Raw genomic sequence first — 19103 nt, forward strand, 5'->3', positions numbered from 1 at the left:
TCTTGCAGGAGCCCGAGACCATGACGACCCGCAAAGCCGGCAGTCACGCCGCCGCATGCGCCCCCCAGGCGCACCGCCTCCCCCACGCCTTCCGCACCCGCTTGGCGCGCATCCTGGCCCGCCGTGCCGTGGCCAGCGCCCTGCGCCGCGCTGAACTGCGCGCCCGAGCCTTCGAGCTGGTCGCCGCCGACCGCCTGAGCCGTGGAGGTGCAGCATGAACGCAATCAACTACGGAGGGCTTGCCCGCGACCTGCTGCGCGACTACCTAGACGACACGAGCTGGCTTGATGCTGGATCTGACGGGCTGGTCGGCACCGATGACGACCCCGGCGCGCTGGATCTGGCGCATGCCTGCCTGTGTGCCGACGACCTGCCCGGGGCCTTGCAGAAGCTGGACACCGCTGAAGCACTTTGCCGCGAGCCGGTGACGCTGCCCACCCGTGGCCGCAATCGACCCGAAGAGCACCCGCAGGCATTGCGCACGCGCGCGCGCCTTTTGGGCGTCGCGCAGACCGCCCGAGTTCTGGTCCTGGAAGCCCTCAACATGGCGAAGGGAGGTGCCGCATGATCCGAGTCACCTTCGACATTGACCCGGCAGGCTTGGCCAGCTTCACCGACAGCCACCTGGCCGCGCTCTGGCACATCGGGCAGGCGAACCCGGCAGCGCATGGCGACCGTGAGGCCGGCGAGCTGGCCGGGGCCGTTGGCTTCGAGATCATCCGCCGCTGGCTGAGCGACACCGCGCCTGAGCTGCACGCCCACCAGCCCGGTGACCACCACTGGAAGACGCTGCTGCAGCACGGACTGTGGAGCGGACCCGGTGGCGCCTGGATGCCTCACAGCGCCAGCACGCTGCAAGCCGCAAGCCCTACCGAACACAAGGAGGCCTGACCATGGCCAACACCAAGAAGACCGGCACCGCGGGTGCTGGTGAAGCCGCTGCATTGCCGAATGCTGAGCCGGCACCCCAGTTCCAGGCCTTCCGCTGGATGAACCCCATCCGCCCCGGCGAGAGCCTGCCGTTGCATCCACTCCTCGCCGATGTGGAGACAACCCGCAACCTGATCGGCGGTGTGTCCGTCATCCTCGGGATGTTCGAACGCGAGGCGATAGACCGTGGCTTCCAGGAAGAAGACGGCAGCCCCGTCGCCCCCATGTTCAGCGAGCCCGACCGGGCCGAACTGCTGCGCATGTGCATCGGTATCTGTGGCGTCCTGCAAGGCAGAGCAGATGAAACCATTGAATGGGCCAACAAGAAGCGGGGGGCGCATCGATGAACGACCACCTTCACGCATTCCTGGCCGCGGTGCGCGCCGAACTGGGCGAGGCCCCCGACGCCGACCGGGTGCAGCCGGGCGAGTTCGTCCGCTTCTCGACCAACGGCAAGCGCAGCAACCGTGACGGCTGGCTGAAGTGGTTCGCCGACGGCTACGGCGGCTGCTACGGCTGCAAGCGCCAAGGCATCAGCACCACCTGGCAGGCGGGCCGCCCCGGCTACCTGAGCCCGGCCGACCGGCTGCAGCGAGCCCACGAGCGCCACGCCGCCGAAGCCCGCCACGCTGAGCAGCAGCGCCAGCAGTGGGCCGAGAACGCCGAGCGCAACGTCCGGCTGTGGGACGCCTGCCAGCCGATCACCGCGCAGGACGTGGCGGGCAGCTACCTGCGCGCCCGGCTGCATGCGCTGCCCGAGCGGCTGCCGGCCTGCCTGCGCTTTCACCCCGCGCTGGACTACTGGCACGACGGCCAGAAGCTGGGCACCTTCCCCGCCCTGGTGGCGAGCCTCACCGGCCCGGCCAGCGATGTGCTGGCGCTGCATCGCACCTACCTGGACCCGAGCGGGCGCAAAGCGAGCCTGCCCGATGGCGCACCGGTCAAGAAGCTGACCCGCGCCGCGGGCCTGCTGCTGGGCGGCTCCATCCGGCTGAGCGAGCCCACCGCCGACGGACTGATCGGCGTGGCCGAAGGCATCGAAACCGCCCTGGCCGCGTCGCTGGCCGGTGGCCTGCCCGTGGTGGCCGCCTATTCGGCTGGCGCCCTGGCTGCGTGGCGCTGGCCGCTGCAAGCCCGTCACATCGCCATCTGTGGCGACAACGACCCGGCCGGCCTGGAAGCGGCGGAACGCCTGGCCGAACGCGCCTTGCTGGCCGGCCTGCGCGTGCATCGCGCCATCCCGTCGCAGCCTGGGCTGGACTGGTGCGACATCTGGGCCAGCCGCGACCGGTGCCCCGACCCGCTGACCACGGAGGGCAGTGCCTATGCATGAGAACGTCGTCACCGCCGACCTGAACGCCCTGGCCGGCATCCATGCTGGTGGTGCCTTCGCGGCGGTCCTGGATGCACCGCCAGACGCTGCCAACGCCATCGGCAAGACCCGCGGCAAGCCGAGCACCCGACCACCCCAGGCCCGCCACGACGGCGGCTCCTTCGAGCTGATCGACCAACCCCAGGCCGGCGAATCGGCCGGGGTCTACTTCACCGGCTTCGACCAGGACGGCAACGCGAAGGCCCCGCTGTGGATCTGCGCGCCGCTGCGCATCGTCGCCAAGACCCGCGGCGCCAAGTCGGCCGACTGGGGCCGGCTGCTGGATTGGCGCGACGCCGACGGCCACCCGCACCGCTGGGCGGTGCCCGCCGAACTGCTGGCCGGCGACGGCCTGGAAGTGCGCCGCGAGCTGATGCGCATGGGTCTGGAGGTGGCGCCATCGAAGCGAGCCCGCGACCTGCTGAGCACCTACCTTCAGGTGTGGCCGGTGGCCGAGCGTGCGCGCTGTGTGGAGCGGCTGGGCTGGATGGGCGCGGTGTTCGTGTTGCCCGATGAGGCCATCGGCGCCGAAGCCGAAGCCGTGGTGTTCCAGAGCGCCGCGGCGGTGGAACCCGCCTACGCCCAGGCCGGCACGGTGAGCCAGTGGCGCGATGGTGTGGCCGCGCTGGCGCAGGGCAACAGCCGCATGGTGTTCGCCATCGCCTGCGCCTTCGCCCCGGTGCTGGCCCAGCTGATCGGGGAGGACTCGGGCGGCTTCCACCTGCGGGGCAAGTCGTCATCTGGCAAGTCCACCGCGCTGGCGCTGGCTGCGTCGGTGTGGGGCAGCCCGGCGACCTTCCCGCGCCTGTGGCGCACTACCGCCAACGGCCTGGAAGGGCTGGCCGCGGTGCACAGCGACTGCCTGCTGATCCTCGACGAGCTGAGCCAGTGCGACCCGCGGGAGGCCGGCGACGCGGCTTACCTGCTGGCCAACGGGCAGGGCAAGACCCGGGCAAGCCGGGCTGGCATGGCGCGACAGCCGGCGCGCTGGCGGCTGCTGTTTCTGAGCGCGGGTGAAGAGTCCCTGAGCGCCATGATGAGCCGGGCCGGCAAGCGCTCCAACGCGGGGCAGGAGGTGCGCCTGGCCGACATCGAAGCCGATGCAGGGGCGGGGCTGGGCGCCTTCGAGACGCTGCACCAGCACCCCACCGGTGCGGCCCTGTCGCTGGCGCTGAAGGACGCGGCGGGCGCAGCGCATGGCGCCGTCGGCGTCGAGTGGCTGCGCCGCGTGGTGGCCGACCGAGTGATCTTGGCGGAACAGGCCGGCGAGCTGGTGCGCGAGTTCGTCGCCGCGCACACCCGAGCCGACGCCCCGGGGCAGGTGATCCGCGTGGCGCGCCGCTTCGGCCTGGTGGCGGCTGCTGGTGAGCTCGCCACCGGCTACGGCCTGACGGGCTGGCAGGGCGGCGAGGCCTTCGAGGCGGTGGGCAAGTGCTTCGCGTCCTGGCTGGATGGCTTCGGGGGATCGAGCGCAAGGGAAGACCGCGCCCTTCTCGACCAGGTGCGCGCCTTCTTCGAGTCGCACGGCGCCAGCCGCTTTGAGGACATCGCCGCCACGGCAGAGCAGCGCATTCCGAACCGGGCCGGCTTCTGGCGCGATGGGGAGGACGGCGGGCGGCAGTTCCTGGTGTTGCCCGAGGTGTTCAAGCGCGAGGTCTGCGCCGGGTTCGATGCGAAGGCCGCGGCAAAGATGTTGGTGGACGCTGGCGTGATCCTGCCGGGCAAGGACGGCAAGGCGAGCCGATCCACCCGCCTGCCGGGGATTCCTGCGGCCCGGGTCTACGTCTTCACCGGCCGGCTGTGGGAGGGCACCGAGGCATGAAAACCGAGATCACGCACTCTGCCGGTGTTGCTGGTGTTGCGGGTGTTGCAGAGGCCCTTTCCCAGAGGGAGAACCGCCCGGCGAAGCCTGCAACACCGGATGCGACCCCAGGTGTTGCGGGTGTTGCAGCCCGCCAGAGCGCAACACCTGCAACACCAGCCCCTTTGCCCGGTGTTGCAGCCATCCGGGGCCCGGTTTCCCTATGGGGGGGCCCTGTCGCAACACCTGCAACACCCGCAACACCGAAAGATTGGAGGGGCTGAGATGAACGAGCTGAAAAGCCTTCCAAGCCCAGCGCCCGACGTGCCCGAAGACCTGGCCGAACTGCTGGCCCTGTGGTGGCGCTTCGAGCAGAACAACGAGGGGGCACGGCTGGGGTTCCCAACAACCTGCCCGAGCACCCGAGGCTATCGGTCCAAGGGATACCGCGGCGAGGAAGCCAGCGAGGGCGAGACGCTGGCGCTGCTGTCCCGGGCCATCGGCGACGCAGTGGAGCGCCTGCCGCGGGATGAGTACGCCGCGGCGGGCCTGCTGGCCCGACATGAGGCAACCGGGCATGCCGTGTGGGTCTCGCCCAGCCTGCCAGCTGATGGCGCCGAACGCGAAGCGCTGTTCGCCCGCACCGTCCGCACGCTGTCGAAGGCGTTGATTCTGGAGGGCTGAGCATGGCGACGAAACATCGCACGCCCCGCGCCCAGGCTGTGGAAGTGCTGGACCCTGCCCCCCAGCGCCAGCCGGTGGTGAGGAACCACCCGATCAAGCTGGGGACGCCTGACGAAATGCGCCTTGAGATGGCCCGCGTGTACCGCGAGGCCCGGTCTGGCACGCTCGATACCCAGGAAGCCAGCCGGCTGGTGTACATCCTTGGCGAGCTGCGCAAGGCCTACGAGACCCAGGTCATTGACCAACGCTTGAAGGCACTGGAGAACCGCCCATGAGCACTTTGATGAAGCGGCTGGAAGCCCTGGAAACCGTCTTGCGCGCGACAGAAACGCCGCTGGCGGATCCCTTCGTGGTCATGCTGGCCAAGTACCACGCCGAGCCCCAGCGCGCGAGCGTTGAGGGCGTGGCACTGCACCGACAGCCCGGCGAGGCACGAGCAGACTTCGAGGCCCGTGCCTGCGCCGAGGCCCGACGGCGGCACGCGGAGGCGAAGGCCGCCGCCACCGCTGGCGCCACGGTCCTGATGCCGATGGTGTTTCTGCACGAAGACGCTTGACCCGTCGGCGCTGGCTGCGTTTCGGTGATCGCCGACAAGCGCCCCCGCAGCTGCAGTGAACGGCCCGAGTGCGTGGAAAAGGTTGCAGGGCCCCCACTTCTGGGGGATAGAGTCATTCCAGTTCGCGCAGGATCCTCAAGGCAAGGAGGTCCCATGAAGACCATCAATCTGGTGCTGCCCGTGCTCGCAGCCGCCATCGCGGGGTGCGCCACCGACCTGCGCACATCGGGCACCTTGAGCCCTGAAGACACCCGCATCGCCGGCCGTGTGGCCGAAGCGGTGCAGCGAAAGTGCATCCATTACCGGTATGCGGAGGGGGCAACACTGCAGAAGACGAGCGGAGACCTGAAGTTCAGCGCACCGCCGCAGATCCGGCGCCTGTTCACCTCCCTGACCGGCTGGGCGAAAGCGGAGTTCTTTGGCGATGGGGTGTGGTCGAACGTGTACTACCACGAGGCAAGCGACCGAATCGCCTGCGGCGACGCGCTGTGGCAGGCCAACACCTCGAATGCCGGTGTCGTCTTCACCGAGGTCAGGCCAGCAGGCGCCGCGCGGCCCGCCAGCGTCGCCATTGCCACAATCCGCCCGCTAGCGGTGCAGTGGGACGCCCAGGGCGGCCTGCTCTCGGGCACGGTTCGCTTGGTGGAACAGGGGCGCCGCGGAACGGTTCAGGTGGACCTGCCAGAAGGTCGCGGTAGCTGCACCGGGGCGCACGAGATGCAAGCGGATGGCCGCGGCGTGTGGTCGGTCGCTTGCTCGAACGGAGCCACCGCGGCGGGCACGTTCCAGGCGCTGGGGGCCGGGAAGGGCTCGACCGGGTCGGGCGTGGACGCAGGCGGAGGGAGGGTTCAGTTCACCATCGGGCCGGCATCGCAATGATCGAGCGTCCGCAGGTTTCATAAGTTGCCTGATGATTTCGGATGCTCACTCACGGGAGTAGTGCATGGCTCGCTTCAGCAAAGACTGCACGGAGGACCTGCTGGCGCTCGACGTGCGCCAGCTACAGCGCGACGGGATGCTGACGCCCGGCTACACCGGGGCGCTGAACTGGTCCCGCCGGGGGCAGACCGTGGCGACGGTCAACCTGACGGCGGGTGCCGACCGCGTGACCCTGGGCTACCGGATGAGCGAGCGTGGCGGCGAGTGGCGGCCGATGAGCTTCCCCGTGCAACTCGACCGGACGGCGTGCAACTTCGGCGGGGGGCGCGCGTGGTGGCTGTGCCCGTGCTGCGGTAGGCGCGTGGCCGTGCTGTACATCGGCGGATCTGGCCCCGCGTGCCGGCACTGCTACCGCCTGGCCTACCGGTGCCAGCGCGAGACCCACAGCGACCGCGCAGGCCGGCGGGCCGACACACTGCGCGCCCGGCTGGGATGGCATCCCGGAATCCTGAACGGCAGCGGCACCAAGCCGAAGGGCATGCACTGGCGCACGTACTGGCGTCTGCGGCTCGAACACGATGCCCACGCGCAGCGGTGCATGGCTGGGATCGCGGAGAAGTTCGGGATCGTCTGAGGCTGCGCCGCCCAGCGCCACGAGTAGGGCCGGCGAGCCTCGAAAGCGGGGGTACCGAAGGCAGACCGGGGGAACAAATGGGGGAACAAACCGAAATCCACACGGCACGGACCAAGCATCCATGCGGGTTGCAGGTCGAAGTGTGGTTCGGACAAGCGTCACAAAGACCCACGACCGCGCAAGCCCCTAGAGAAATCAACGCTCTAGGGGCTTTTTTCATGTCACGTCCAGTCACGTCCACGCTGGACAGCGCACCCGGACCGGGGGAACAGGCCCTGTGCAGACCCCAAATCGCGGACTCACTTCACCGCTGGCGCCAGCAGCGCCACGGCGCCCGAGAAGGTGAGGAACGCAAAGCCCGTGGTGACCAGCACGATGCGCGCGATGCGGCCCGCATCGGCCCCATAGCGCTCGGCCAGCATCGTCACGTTGCTCGCGCTGGGCAGGGCGGCCAGCAGGGCGAGCACGTTCACCGTGAACGCATCGATCGCCAAGCCCTGCCCCATGGCCAGGTGGCCCATTGCCAGCACCAGCAACGGGTGCAGGAACAGCTTGCAGACGGCCACCAACGGGACATCGCTGCGGCGCCGCATCCCGGCACTGGCGCCAGCACCCCCAGCACTGCCCCGCTGAAGCGCAGACTGGCGCTGCGCGCGCGCCAGGACGGCCCCCAGTGTGAACAGCGCCACCGGCGTGGCCGCATCGGCCAGCATCGAAACGGGTTTCATCAGCACGTTCGGCAGTGCCCAGCCCCCAGCGGACACTGCGCAGCCCAGTGCCACGGCCCAGGGCAGAGGGTTCACCGCCATGCCCTTGAGCGCACCGGCCAGTGCCCGGCGCACCCCATGGTCCTGCGCGCTGCCCAGGCGCGAGAGGGCAATACACAACGACGTGGTGACCACCATGTCCACCACCAGTGCCACGATCACCGGCGCAGCGGCCTGCGGCCCCAGCAGGCCGGCCAGCAGCGGTACGCCCATGAAGCCGGAGTTCGGGAACACGGCCACCAGCGCGCCGAAGGCACCATCGTTCCAGCCTGCGCGCCGGGTGCTGGCCATGGTGAAGACGATCAGCAGCAGCGCACACAGCAGCCAGATGCCGAAGACCGTCGCGTCGAGCAGCTTGGCGATCGGCGTGGCAGCGCCGAAGCGGTACAGCATGCACGGCAGCGCGAAATACAGCACGAAGACGTTCAGTGCCGGGATCGCCTCCATCGCCAGCCAGCCACGCCGCGTCACCAGGTAACCGCAGAGCACGAGGGCGAAGAACGGGAAAGTGACTTCAAAGATGTTCAGCATGGGCGGGCGAGAATACCCGCTCGGTCCGCGCTGGGAGCGACTCGCCCCAGCCCCTGCGCTCACCACCCAGAGTCCTCCCCCTGACCACATTGCCCTGCGATGCGACATCCCGCCCGTTGGCGCCGCCTGCCCTGGCTGATCGCCGGCCTGATCAGCCTGGTGCTGGGCATCGTCGGCATCTTCGTGCCGCTGCTGCCCACCACGCCCTTCGTGCTGCTGGCGGCGGCCTGCTTCTCGCGCGGCAGCAGCCGCTGCGAACGCTGGCTGGTCTCGCACCCGCGCTTTGGCCCGATGGTGCGCGAGTGGCGCGCCCACCACGCGGTGCCGCTGCGGGCCAAGCAGTTCGCCATCGGGATGATGACGTTCGGCTCGGTCTCCGCCTGGCTGTCGCTGCCGCGGCTTCACTGGCTGCCAGCGCTGTGCTGCACGATGGTGGCGATCTGGATGTGGCGCCTGCCCACCAGCCGGACCGGGCTGGATGCCGCACCGGCTGCATCGTCGGCCGCCGAGCCTCGGCGCATCGTCGACTGAGAAGCCGTGAACGAACCACAGAGAGGCAAGCCCGACGCAGGCAAGACGTGGCCTTCGCGAGATGGGCGGTGCGGCGCGGACGGCGGTGGGCAGCGCGCGCTGGGCGTGTGGGTGCGCGCGGCAGCCAGGGCTGGCGCGCCGCGCAGGTGCTGCTGGGCGGCCAGATCAGGCCATGAAGGCGAAATTCAGGCTTCGCATGCGCATCAGGTTGTGCGCCAGGGCGTGCCAGAGCAGCACCGCACGCGCCTTGACCAGGCCGCACACGTTCAGGCGCGTGAAGCCGCGCCGTCGCAGCTGCGCGTTGGCGCACTCCACGCTGGCACCGCGCCAGACGTACAGGTCCTTGCCCCAGTGGCTGGCCATGAGGCTGCGCCACTGGGCTTGCGCCGGGGAATCCGAGGGCTTGGGCGCCAGTGCATTGATATCGGGGTTGCGGCTGCGCGCAGCGGGCAGCACGGGCTGCGTGCCGCGCTCGGTGAGCGCATCAATGGCGGCCAGCTTGGTGTAGCCGCCATCGGCCAGCCAATGGTCGGGCGTGAGGCCGTAGCGCTGCTGCACGGCCTGATGCAGGGGGTCCATCTGCCCCATGTCCGAGCCGCTGTTGACCAAGTCCACGGCGGCAATGAGCTGCGTTGCCGCATCGACAGCCAGTTGGGCGTTGAAGGCCGGGCGGAAGCCCCCGTCGGCCATCTTCATGACGCGCGCATCGGCGTCGGTGCTGCTCACGCGCGGCTCGGGCGGCACCTTGGGTTCGGGGGCGGGCGGCGCGGGAGGATCGCCGTCGTGGTCGCGCCCGCGTCGTTTGGAGGGCTTGGCCTTCTTGGGCTCGGCCGCCGGCTTGATCCGCTCCATCGTCGCCAGCGCGGCAGCCAGGCGCTGCTCGCGCTCACGTGCCGCGCGTTCCTGGGCGGCCTGCTTGCGCCGCGAACTGGCCCCGGCGTCCTCGGCCAGTTCGCGCTTGAGGGCCTGGACCTGCGCCTGGGCCTGGGCATGCAGTTGCGCGAGCTTGTCGCGCCGACGAAAGCTCGACGCCTTGGCCGAGGCACGCACGCGCAGTCCGTCCTGCGCCACCACGTTGAGCGTGACCAGCCGGCGATCGAGCAGTGCGGCAATCGAGCGCGTGAGCTGCGCATCCAGCCACGCCTCGTGCTGGGTCCGAAAGTCCGCCAGCGAGTGGTAGTTCACCCCCACGCCGCCGCAGATCCAGCGGTAGGCATCGTCGCGCTCGCACAGCCGGTCGACTTCGCGCGCCGAGCCCACCCCGTCGATGGTGGCCCATAGCCACAGTGCCACCAGGATCGCCGGATCGATGGCCGGCGCGCCCCCGCGCCCGTCCACCGACTTGATGCGCGCATACAGCGGCGCCAGGTCCAGCGACTGCACGAAGGCCCACACGGTGCGCGCCGCATGGTCATCTGCCAGTACCGAATCCAGATCGCACGCTCGCAATTCGACCTGATCGCGCTGTGCCGACATCACCCGCGCGGCGCGCGGTGCCTCTTGCCTGGGCTGCTGCGCAGCCACCTCGAGCAGCTCCCCTTCGCCGAACAGCCCCGTTTGGGCCTGTTGTTCTTCTTCCGGTCTTGTCGTCGCTGCGCTCATGCCCCGCTTAACGATTCAGACCCAACGTTCGTTCACACCTTCTGAGGCCCCACGGATCAGGCCGCGTCCTCCGCCTCCGGGAACAGCGGCAGGGTCTGCTCGTCCATGACAGCCGCCCGCCGGGCCGCGGTGGCCACCGAGCCGGTCGGCGAGACCACGCGTTCCGAGCTCGCCAGGGTCGGAGGGCGTGCGGGTGCTTGAGGTGCCCGGGGCGCTGCCAACGGGAGGCCATCGCGCCCCAGCCGCACCAGGCTGCCCACGCGCGCCCCCAGCAGGCGCAGCCGCCGGCTCAGGTTGACCCGCTTGAGGCACTGCCCCGCCGCCTCGCGGATGGCCGCGCCATCCTGGGTCGGCTGCTCGACGGTGTGGTCACGCGTGACGGTGCGGAAATCGTCGAAACGCAGCTTGATGCCGATGGTGCGCCCGGCGTAGCCCTTGCGCTGCAGGTCCTCGGCCACCCTCTCGCACAGCCAGGTGAAGATCCGGCCCAGCTCCGGCCGATCGCTGCGCGGATGCAGGTCGCGCTCGAAGGTCGTCTCACGGCTGATCGACACCGGCTCACTCTCGGTCACCACCGGGCGCTCATCGTGGCCCTGCGCGGCCTCGTGCAGCCAGTGGCCGTGGGCGGCGCCGAATTCCGCCACCAGGTCAGCCTGCGGCCAGGTGGCCAGCTCGCCCACGGTGTGCACGCCCAGCGCCTCCAGCCGCGCCGCCGCCTTGGGGCCGACGCCGTTGATGCGTCGCACGGGCAGAGGCCAGATGCGGCTGGGCACGTCCTCGGCCATCACCACGGTCAGGCCGTCGGGCTTGTCCAGGTCGCTGCAGATCTTGGCCAGCAGCTTGTTGGGCGCCAGGCCGACCGAGCAGCTCAGCCCGGTGGCGCGGCGCACGTTGTTCTTGAGCTCCTGCGCCAGCGCCCGGGCGCCCCCCAGGGGGTCGAAGCCGACCGCATCGCGCGCCCCGGGCACCTCGCTCAGGTCGATGTAGATCTCGTCGATGCCGCGGTCCTCGATCACCGGCGCGAGCTCGGCCACCGCCGCCTTGAAGCGGCGCGACAGGCGGCGGTACTCGTCGAAGTCGGCCGGCAGCAGGATGGCGTTGGGCGCCAGCGCGGCGGCCTTCATCAACCCCATGCCGGAGTGCACCCCCATCGCGCGGGCCTCGTAGGTGGCGGTGGTGATCACGCCGCGGCCGGTGTAGTCGCGCAGGCGCGGCCAGTCGCCCTCGGGTGTGGCCTGGCCGGCGGCGCGCCGCCCGCCCACCACCACGGGCAGGCCGCGCAACTCCGGGCGGCGCAGCAACTCCACGGAGGCGTAGAACGCATCCATGTCGAGGTGGGCGATCAGGCGCTGCGGCGAACGGCCTGGCGAACAGCCCATCGGACGGTCGGGGTCGGCCATGCCCGGATTGTCGACCCGCCGCTCCCTGCCCAACAGATGGAAACCACCTCGGCCGCAGCCGGCGCCCGGCCTGCCTAGAATCAGTCCATGATTGCCCGCGAACCCACCCTCGAACGCCTGGCCACGGCCCGCCAACTGCTGCTGGAGCCCTACGGCCTGCAGGAGTCCACCCTGACCCAGGCGCTCAACCTGATGGCGGCGCACCGCGTGCACGATGCCGACCTGTACTTCCAGTACACCCGCAGCGAGGGCTGGAGCCTGGAGGAAGGCATCGTCAAGAGCGGCAGCTTCAGCATCGACCAGGGCGTGGGCGTGCGCGCGGTGGCCGGCGAGAAGACTGCCTTCGCCTACTCGGACGACATCTCCGAGGCCGCACTGTTCGACGCCGCCCGCACGGTGCGCAGCATCGCTGCGGCCGGGCAGAGCCGGCGCGTGAAGATCGACACGCCCCGCCAGGTGGCGCCCAGCAGGGCGCTGTACGGCAGCCTGGACCCGATCGCCACGCTCGACAGCACGCAGAAGGTGGCGCTGCTGGAGAAGGTCGAGAAGCTGGCCCGCGCCAAGGACCCGCGCGTCGTGCAGGTGATGGCCGGCCTGGCCGGCGAGTACGACGTCGTGCTGATCGCCCGCGCCGACGGCACGCTGGCCGCCGACGTGCGCCCGCTGGTGCGCGTGTCGGTGACCGTGATCGCCGAGCAGGACGGCCGCCGCGAGGTGGGCTCCTCGGGCGGCGGCGGGCGCTTCGGCTTTGCCTACTTCGATGACGCGATGCTGGAGGGCTACGTCGACCGGGCGGTCAAGTCGGCGCTCACCAACCTGGAAAGCCGCCCGGCACCGGCCGGCGAGATGACGGTGGTGGTGGGCCCTGGCTGGCCGGGCGTGCTGCTGCACGAGGCCGTGGGCCACGGCCTGGAGGGTGACTTCAACCGCAAGGGCTCCAGCACCTTCGCCGGGCGCATCGGCGAGCGCGTCGCTGCCAAGGGCGTGACGGTGCTGGACGATGGCACCATCGCCGACCGGCGCGGCTCGCTCAACATCGACGACGAGGGCTGCCCCAGCCAGCGCAACGTGCTGATCGAGGACGGCATCCTCAAGGGCTACCTGCAGGACTCGCTCAACGCCCGGCTGATGAAGGTGGCCCCCACCGGCAACGCCCGGCGCGAGAGCTACGCGCACGTGCCGATGCCGCGCATGACCAACACCTACATGCTCGCCGGCGACCGGGACCCGCAGGAGATCATCGCCTCGATCGACCGCGGCCTGTACGCCACCAACTTCGGCGGCGGGCAGGTGGACATCACCAGCGGCAAGTTCGTCTTCTCGGCCAGCGAGGCCTTCTGGGTCGAGAAGGGCCAGATCCTCTACCCCGTCAAGGGCGCCACGCTGATCGGCAACGGGCCGGAGGCGATGCAGCGCGTCACGATGATCGGCCGCGATCTGGAGCTCGACTCCGGCGTGGGCGTGTGCGGCAAGGAGGGCCAGAGCGTGCCGGTGGGCGTGGGCCAGCCGACACTGCGCATCGACGGCCTGACGGTGGGCGGCACCGCCTGAGGCGCGCCCGGATCCGACGTCTGCCGCACCGCCCCCACGATCGCCGTCAGACTCGCGCCAAGTTCGACGTGCTACATTTCGCCGCTATGCATCGCCCGGCCTTCTTCTTCGGCTTTTACTTTTGGTTCTCGCACCGCACCGGCGGAGGAGAGGCCAGCGTACAGCCCTAGCAGGGCGCTCGCAGATCCAGAAAACCGCCGGAACCCCCGGCGGTTTTTTTTTGCCCCTTGCGATCCTCACGATCCGCACGACCCGCATCCCCCCTCACCTTCCTCATCGACTTCGGAGACCTTCGTCATGAACGCCAAAGCCACCCATCTCGCCGCCGACAGCTGGCCGGCCCCCGTGGACAAGACCTCGCAGACCGATGACGAAAGGATCCACGACGTGACCCCGCTGCCGCCGCCAGAGCACCTCATCCGCTTCTTCCCGATCCGCGGCACCGCGGTCGAATCCCTGGTGGCCGACACGCGCCGCCACATCCGCCACATCATGCACGGCAAGGACGACCGCCTGCTGGTCGTCATCGGCCCCTGCTCGATCCACGACCCGGCCGCCGCGCTGGAGTACGCGCGCCGCCTGCTGCCGCTGCGCCAGAAGTACGCCGGCACCCTGGAGATCGTGATGCGGGTGTACTTCGAGAAGCCGCGCACCACCGTGGGCTGGAAGGGCCTGATCAACGACCCTTACCTCGACGAGAGCTACCGCATCGACGAGGGCCTGCGCATCGCCCGCCAGCTGCTGCTGGACATCAACCGGCTGGGCATGCCCGCGGGCAGCGAGTTCCTCGACGTGATCTCGCCGCAGTACATCGGCGACCTGATCAGCTGGGGCGCGATCGGTGCGCGCACCACCGAGAGCCAGGTGCACCGCGAGCTGTCCTCGGGCCTGTCGGCGCCGGTGGGTTTCAAGAACGGCACCGACGGCAACCTGAAGATCGCCATCGACGCGATCCAGGCGGCGTCGCGTCCGCACCACTTCCTGTCGGTGCACAAGAACGGCCAGGTGGCCATCGTCACCACCAAGGGCAACCAGGACACCCACGTCATCCTGCGCGGCGGCAAGACCACCAACTACGACGCCGCCAGCGTTGCCGCTGCGGTCAAGGAACTGGAGGGCGCCAAGCTGGCCCCGAACGTGATGGTCGATTTCAGCCACGCCAACAGCAGCAAGCAACACGAGCGCCAGCTGGTGGTCGCGCGCGACATCGCCGACCAGATCTCGGGCGGAAGCCGCCAGGTCTTCGGTGTGATGGTGGAAAGCCACCTCGTCGACGGCGCCCAGAAGTTCACGCCCGGCAAGAACGACGTCGCCAAGCTGACCTACGGCCAGAGCATCACCGACGCCTGTATCGGCTGGGAGGATTCCGAGCAACTGCTGGAAATCCTGCATCAGGCCGTGAAGGCGCGCCGCGGCTGAGGCGTTAGCATCGCCCCATTCAGCAACAGAATCCGGAGAGTGCCGCTATGCGAGGCGAGGTGTTGGTCAGTTTCGGACCCGAACAGGGTCGGCAATGGTCGGTGGAAACCGCCCTCGACAACTGGGCGGCCCGCGCCTGGCTGGACGCGCAGTTCCTCGAACTCGAGTGCGAGCCGCTGCGCGCCTCCGGCAAGGTGCTGATCGCCGACAAGCTGCTGGCGATCGTGGACGCGGCCGGCGACGATCGCTTTGCCGACGCCGATTGGGGCCGGCAGTTCGCGGAGGCGGTGATCGCCGCCACGCAGCGCAGCCTGGTGCGCATCGACCTGACCAACCGCAGCGTCAACTACTGACGCCGCGGCGGGCCGGTGCTCACTCGGCGCCGCGGGCCAGACGCTCGCTGCGCCAGTAGACGTCGTCGCCGCCCAGCCCGTCCAGGTTGGCGCGGTTGAGCACGCGAGCCAGCACGAAGAGCAGGTCCGACAGCCGGTTCAGGTACAGCCGGGGGGCATCGTTGACCGCTTCGGCAGCGCCCAGGGTGACGACCGCCCGCTCGGCCCGCCGCGCCACGGTGCGGCAGACGTGCGCAATCGCCGCGCTGCGCGTACCCGCCGGCAGGATGAATTCCTGCAGCCGGGGCAGCGTACTGTTGTAGCGCTCCAACGCTTCATCGAGCGCGCCGACAGCGTCCGCCTTGAGCAGCTCGAAGCCGGGCACCGACAGCTCGCCGCCCAGGTTGAACAGCTCGTGCTGGATGGTGACCAGCAACTCGCGCACGTCGGCCGGCAGGGGCTCGGCCAGCAGCACGCCGAGGTTGGAATTGAGCTCATCGACGTCGCCGATGGCCTGGATGCGCAGGTGGTTCTTGGGCACGCGGCTGCCGTCACCGAGGCCGGTGCTGCCATCGTCGCCGGTGCGGGTGCTGATTTGAGTGAGTCGGTTTCCCATGCCGCCATCCTAGCGCCGGCACAATCACGGGTCCTGCAAGGGTTACCGCTACCCGAATCGCCACACAGACGAGCCGCCACGATGTCCTCCATTCCCACCGACCTGAACGACGCGGAGATCCGCGAGCTCGACGACCTGCTGGCCGCGGTGCCCGAGCCGCTGGAGTCGCTCGACGTCGTCATGCTCGACGGCTACCTCTGCGGCGTGCTCTGCCAGCCCCTGCGCATCGAGCGCGACACCTGGTTGCCGCCCGCCTGCGACTGGAACCTGGGCTCACAAGATGACGATGGCCGTGACCTCGGCCAGGTGCTGACGCCCGACACTGCCGGCTGGCATGAAGCCAAGCACGAGCGCCTGTGCACGCTGGTGCAAAAGCGCTTCGACGCGCTGCAGCACACCTTTATCGAGCAGGGCTGGTTCGACCCGCTGGTGATGGAACCCGACGACGAAGCCGGCCAGCCGCTCTCCGGCAAGGACGCCATCCAGGCGGCCCTGGCGCCCTGGGCGATCGGCTTCGAGCACGCGTTGAACCACTTCAACGCACTGGAAGATCTGAGTGCCCCCGAGGTGCCCGACCTGCTCGCCTGCGTGCGCCGCCACCTGCCCGAGCAGAGCGAGGACGAGCAGGCCTTCACCAAGGCGCTGGACCAGGAACATCCGCTGAAGTCGCTCGACGCCGCGATCGAGGACCTGGTCGGCAACGTCATCGAGCTGGCCGACCTGGCCCGCGCCGACATGGTCAAGGTGGCCACGGTGCGCCGCGACGGGCCCAAGGTCGGCCGCAACGAACCCTGCCCCTGCGGCAGCGGCAAGAAGTTCAAGCATTGCCATGGCAATCAGGAGGGCTGAAGCCCACCCGTCCTCAGCGGGGCGACATCAACGGCCGGTGAGGCGCCACGCACAGGGTGACACCTTGACGTGACTCAAGTGAATGCCCGACGCTGCTGCGAGACTGGCGGCCTTGTTCCTTCAAGGTCACAGACCGAACCCGCGGGGCCCTGCATGAAGATCCTGGTGTGTGTGGATGGCAGCGAGTACACCAAGCGCATGGTGGCGTACTGGGCTGCCCATGACGAATGGCTGTCCGGGCACGATTTCACCGTGCTCACCGTCGTGCAGGCCCTGCCGCCGCGCGCCGCTGCAGTGCTGGACCGTGAGCTGTTGAACGGGTACTACGCCGACGAGGGGGACAAGACCTTCAAGCCGATCCGGACCTTCCTGGACCGGCAGGGCATCGAGGCCACGTTCCTGAGCAAGACCGGCCCGGTGGCCGATGTGATCGCCCGCACGGCCACCGAGGGCGGATTCGACCTGATCATGATGGGCTCACACGGCCACTCCGAACTGGGCACGCTGGTGATGGGTTCGGTGGCCACGCGGGTGCTGGCCTCGTGCAAGACACCCGCCCTGATCGTCCGCTGACGCGGGGCGCGTCAGCGCGGCAGCTTGGCAGCGTCGGCCGGCTCGCCTCGGTGGGCGTCGGTGCCGGGCCCTTCGGCGGTTGACGCCGCTGCCCCACGCGCAAGCGCACTGGCGGCGGCCGACGCCGAGAGGCTCAGGTCAAGGCCGAAAGCGGTGCCGTAGTCGGCAAAGTCCGGTACGCGCCGAGCGTTCTGGCGCACTCGCGCGCCCGGCTTGAGGCGGCCCAGCCAATGGGTCCAGTGCTGCTGCTGCGTCGTCATCGCGTTTGCTCCCAACCCGCGCTCGGGTGGCCCACCTCATCCCCGGTGGGCAGGCCCGGCTGGTGAGTCCAGCGGACCGGTTCACCGGTGCCCGGATTCAGCGGCAGCTCGTCGGCAGGCAGCCGGGACAGGTCAGCCTGGCTGCGGGCCGGCGCGCCCGGATTCGATCGCGAACACCGCCTGGGTATGCAGGCTGGCCCGCGCAGTCACCGGAAATGCCGTTGCTCTGGCGATACAGTGTAGCGAGTGTTTGTCGAGTTCGCACAACATGTAACCACGCTCGTCACTGCGAGCGTGGAGGATGTCGGGGTTGCTGCGGCGGATCAGCGCCATCGCGGCCTCCGACACCCCGCGTGAGCTGATCGAGCTGGTGACCAGTTCGCTGGCCACCACCGGCGAGCGAGCCTCATTGGGCTGCACACGCAGGTTCGCGGCAACGTGCCGGTGCACATCGCCGCCCAGCATCACGACATCGCGCAGCCCCGCATCGGCGATGCCCTGCAGCAGCCGCTGCCGAGCCGGCGCGTAGCCGTCCCAACCGTCCGAATACACCACGCGGCCTGCCGGCGTGTCGATGCCGCAGGGGCTCATCTGCGTGGCCTGGCCGACCAGCTTCCACGCCCTTGTGCTGGTGGCCAACCCCTGCCCCAGCCAACGCTCCTGGGCCAGCCCCAGCATGCTGCGCTGCGGCTGGCGCAGCTCGGCACAGTGCCACTGCAGGTGTCCCCCGGCGGTCCCTGGCTCGTTGCAGGCCTGGCCGCTGCGGTACTGGCGCGCGTCAACCGTCCACAGCTCGGCCAGTTGGCCCCAGGTGAAGCGGTCGTGCAGGCGCATCGCTGCCCCAGCGGGCTGCTGCGCCGGCAACAACGGCAGGTGTTCAAAGTACGCTTGGTAGGCCGCAGCACGCATCGCGACGAACTCATGGGCAGGCAGGTCGCCGGTCCCCAGCGCCGCCGCGTAGTCGTTGCGCACCTCGTGGTCGTCCCAGGTGACGATCCACGGGTGAGCCGCATGGCAGGCCTGCAGATCCAGGTCGAGCTTGTAGGTGGCGTGGCGGGCACGGAAGGCGTCCAGCGTGCGGGGCTTCTCTGCCACCTCATGGGGCCGGATCAGGTAACGCGGGTTGCTCGAATCGTAGATGTAGTCACCGACGAACAGCACCACGTCCAGGTCCAGCCCGGCCAGTTCGCGGTGGGCCGCATAGTGGCCCTGTTCGTAGTGCTGGCAGGACGCCAGGGCCAGGCGCAGCCGGGCGGGCTGGGCATCCTCGGCCGGCGCGGTGCGCGTGCGGCCGGTCGCACTCACGGCATCCCCCACCATGAAGCGGTAGTGGTACGCCCGGGCGCTGTCCAGGCTGCCGACCGGCACACGCTCGCTGTGGGCCAACGCCGCCTGCGCCAGCACGGTTCCCTCGCGCAGGCCACGGCTGAAGAGCCGATCCTCGGCCAGTTGCCAGCGCACCTCCACCGGCACGGGATCCAGGCCCCCTCCTGGCTGGAGCGGCTGTGGCGCCAGGCGCGTCCAGAGCACGACACTGTGCGGACGCGGCTGCCCGCTGGCCACGCCCAGGGTGAAGGGGTTAGAGGTGAAGCGTGGCCGCGTCGCACCCGCGGCCGCTGCCGCATCAGGTACAGCCGCAAACACGCGCCGGGCGGCCAATGCAACCGCCATGCTGGATAGGCCCGCGAGCCAGGAACGACGATTCAACGACATCGGGCGCGGATCATAGGAGCCATCACCCTGGCTCAGCAGGATCCCCGGGAGGGGTGCATCAGCCCAAATTCATGACGGAATGCACACTCGGCCTCCACCTTCT

At 69.7% G+C, this 19103-nt stretch carries 23 protein-coding genes; 17 read left to right on the forward strand and 6 right to left on the reverse strand.

Annotated features, from left to right (window positions below; genetic code table 11):
* Positions 1 to 20: 20 nt before the first annotated feature.
* The 11 genes from NGK70_RS20635 (at position 21) to NGK70_RS20685 (ending at position 6856) form a co-directional block, all read left to right on the forward strand.
* Complete coding sequence (locus NGK70_RS20635; protein WP_251970351.1) at positions 21 to 218, forward strand: hypothetical protein; 198 nt, start codon at positions 21 to 23, stop codon at positions 216 to 218.
* Positions 215 to 568: a hypothetical protein gene (locus tag NGK70_RS20640; RefSeq protein ID WP_251970352.1), complete on the forward strand. Its 354-nt coding sequence runs from the start codon at positions 215 to 217 to the stop codon at positions 566 to 568. Before NGK70_RS20635 ends, NGK70_RS20640 begins: the two co-directional genes overlap by 4 nt.
* Positions 565 to 891: a hypothetical protein gene (locus NGK70_RS20645; RefSeq protein WP_251970353.1), complete on the forward strand. Its 327-nt coding sequence runs from the start codon at positions 565 to 567 to the stop codon at positions 889 to 891. Before NGK70_RS20640 ends, NGK70_RS20645 begins: the two co-directional genes overlap by 4 nt.
* A gap of 2 nt (positions 892 to 893) precedes the next feature.
* Complete coding sequence (locus NGK70_RS20650) at positions 894 to 1277, forward strand: hypothetical protein (RefSeq protein ID WP_251970354.1); 384 nt, start codon at positions 894 to 896, stop codon at positions 1275 to 1277.
* Positions 1274 to 2263 (forward strand): DUF7146 domain-containing protein, encoded by a 990-nt coding sequence (locus tag NGK70_RS20655; protein WP_251970355.1) that lies wholly within the window; start codon positions 1274 to 1276, stop codon positions 2261 to 2263. The genes NGK70_RS20650 and NGK70_RS20655 overlap by 4 nt, the downstream gene beginning before the upstream one ends.
* The gene (locus tag NGK70_RS20660) at positions 2256 to 4124 is read left to right on the forward strand and encodes a DUF927 domain-containing protein (RefSeq protein WP_251970356.1); all 1869 of its coding nucleotides are present in this window, start codon (positions 2256 to 2258) and stop codon (positions 4122 to 4124) included. Before NGK70_RS20655 ends, NGK70_RS20660 begins: the two co-directional genes overlap by 8 nt.
* A gap of 264 nt (positions 4125 to 4388) precedes the next feature.
* On the forward strand, positions 4389 to 4787 hold the full coding sequence (locus tag NGK70_RS20665; protein ID WP_251970357.1) for a hypothetical protein: 399 nt from the start codon (positions 4389 to 4391) through the stop codon (positions 4785 to 4787).
* Positions 4788 to 4789: 2 nt separating this feature from the next.
* Positions 4790 to 5062 carry a hypothetical protein gene (locus tag NGK70_RS20670; RefSeq protein WP_251970358.1) on the forward strand — a complete coding sequence of 91 codons (273 nt, stop codon included), beginning with the start codon at positions 4790 to 4792 and terminating at the stop codon, positions 5060 to 5062.
* On the forward strand, positions 5059 to 5343 hold the full coding sequence (locus NGK70_RS20675; protein WP_251970359.1) for a hypothetical protein: 285 nt from the start codon (positions 5059 to 5061) through the stop codon (positions 5341 to 5343). Before NGK70_RS20670 ends, NGK70_RS20675 begins: the two co-directional genes overlap by 4 nt.
* 153 nt (positions 5344 to 5496) lie before the next feature.
* The gene (locus NGK70_RS20680; protein WP_251970360.1) at positions 5497 to 6222 is read left to right on the forward strand and encodes a hypothetical protein; all 726 of its coding nucleotides are present in this window, start codon (positions 5497 to 5499) and stop codon (positions 6220 to 6222) included.
* 64 nt (positions 6223 to 6286) lie between these two features.
* Positions 6287 to 6856, forward strand: a complete 570-nt coding sequence (locus NGK70_RS20685; RefSeq protein ID WP_251970361.1) for a hypothetical protein — start codon at positions 6287 to 6289, stop codon at positions 6854 to 6856.
* A 299-nt stretch (positions 6857 to 7155) separates the two neighbouring features.
* Here NGK70_RS20685 and NGK70_RS20690 read toward each other — a convergent pair whose 3' ends face one another.
* Positions 7156 to 8154 (reverse strand): AEC family transporter, encoded by a 999-nt coding sequence (locus NGK70_RS20690; protein ID WP_251970362.1) that lies wholly within the window; start codon positions 8152 to 8154, stop codon positions 7156 to 7158.
* Positions 8155 to 8253: 99 nt separating this feature from the next.
* Here NGK70_RS20690 and NGK70_RS20695 point away from each other — a divergent pair, with 99 nt between their 5' ends.
* Positions 8254 to 8685 carry a YbaN family protein gene (locus NGK70_RS20695; RefSeq protein WP_251970363.1) on the forward strand — a complete coding sequence of 144 codons (432 nt, stop codon included), beginning with the start codon at positions 8254 to 8256 and terminating at the stop codon, positions 8683 to 8685.
* A gap of 165 nt (positions 8686 to 8850) precedes the next feature.
* On the opposite strand, the gene NGK70_RS20700 is transcribed toward NGK70_RS20695, so the two are convergent.
* Complete coding sequence (locus NGK70_RS20700) at positions 8851 to 10164, reverse strand: IS1182 family transposase (protein WP_251973671.1); 1314 nt, start codon at positions 10162 to 10164, stop codon at positions 8851 to 8853.
* Positions 10165 to 10343: 179 nt separating this feature from the next.
* Positions 10344 to 11687 carry a DNA polymerase IV gene (dinB, locus tag NGK70_RS20705; protein ID WP_251970364.1) on the reverse strand — a complete coding sequence of 448 codons (1344 nt, stop codon included), beginning with the start codon at positions 11685 to 11687 and terminating at the stop codon, positions 10344 to 10346.
* A gap of 87 nt (positions 11688 to 11774) precedes the next feature.
* Here dinB and tldD point away from each other — a divergent pair, with 87 nt between their 5' ends.
* The 3 genes from tldD to NGK70_RS20720 all read left to right on the forward strand — a co-directional run bounded on the left by tldD (position 11775) and on the right by NGK70_RS20720 (position 15010).
* On the forward strand, positions 11775 to 13238 hold the full coding sequence (gene tldD / locus NGK70_RS20710) for a metalloprotease TldD (RefSeq protein WP_251970365.1): 1464 nt from the start codon (positions 11775 to 11777) through the stop codon (positions 13236 to 13238).
* A gap of 297 nt (positions 13239 to 13535) precedes the next feature.
* A complete protein-coding gene (locus NGK70_RS20715) occupies positions 13536 to 14657 on the forward strand; it encodes a 3-deoxy-7-phosphoheptulonate synthase (RefSeq protein ID WP_251970366.1) in 1122 nt (373 codons plus the stop codon).
* Positions 14658 to 14758: 101 nt separating this feature from the next.
* A complete protein-coding gene (locus NGK70_RS20720) occupies positions 14759 to 15010 on the forward strand; it encodes a hypothetical protein (protein WP_251970367.1) in 252 nt (83 codons plus the stop codon).
* Between the two features lie 19 nt (positions 15011 to 15029).
* Here the strand turns inward: NGK70_RS20720 and NGK70_RS20725 are convergent, their stop codons facing one another.
* Positions 15030 to 15605 carry a cob(I)yrinic acid a,c-diamide adenosyltransferase gene (locus tag NGK70_RS20725; protein ID WP_251970368.1) on the reverse strand — a complete coding sequence of 192 codons (576 nt, stop codon included), beginning with the start codon at positions 15603 to 15605 and terminating at the stop codon, positions 15030 to 15032.
* Between the two features lie 81 nt (positions 15606 to 15686).
* Between NGK70_RS20725 and NGK70_RS20730 the strand changes: the two genes are divergently transcribed.
* Together NGK70_RS20730 and NGK70_RS20735 are read left to right on the forward strand one after the other, a co-directional pair.
* A complete protein-coding gene (locus NGK70_RS20730) occupies positions 15687 to 16454 on the forward strand; it encodes a UPF0149 family protein (protein WP_251970369.1) in 768 nt (255 codons plus the stop codon).
* Positions 16455 to 16607: 153 nt separating this feature from the next.
* A complete protein-coding gene (locus NGK70_RS20735; protein ID WP_251970370.1) occupies positions 16608 to 17027 on the forward strand; it encodes a universal stress protein in 420 nt (139 codons plus the stop codon).
* Between the two features lie 11 nt (positions 17028 to 17038).
* Here NGK70_RS20735 and NGK70_RS20740 read toward each other — a convergent pair whose 3' ends face one another.
* Both NGK70_RS20740 and NGK70_RS20745 read right to left on the reverse strand, forming a co-directional pair.
* A complete protein-coding gene (locus tag NGK70_RS20740) occupies positions 17039 to 17287 on the reverse strand; it encodes a hypothetical protein (RefSeq protein ID WP_251970371.1) in 249 nt (82 codons plus the stop codon).
* 132 nt (positions 17288 to 17419) lie between these two features.
* Positions 17420 to 18958 (reverse strand): alkaline phosphatase D family protein, encoded by a 1539-nt coding sequence (locus NGK70_RS20745; protein ID WP_251970372.1) that lies wholly within the window; start codon positions 18956 to 18958, stop codon positions 17420 to 17422.
* Positions 18959 to 19103: the final 145 nt, after the last annotated feature.

Source organism: Sphaerotilus microaerophilus, from assembly GCF_023734135.1.
In the GTDB taxonomy this organism is placed as follows: Bacteria; Pseudomonadota; Gammaproteobacteria; order Burkholderiales; family Burkholderiaceae_C; genus Sphaerotilus; species Sphaerotilus microaerophilus.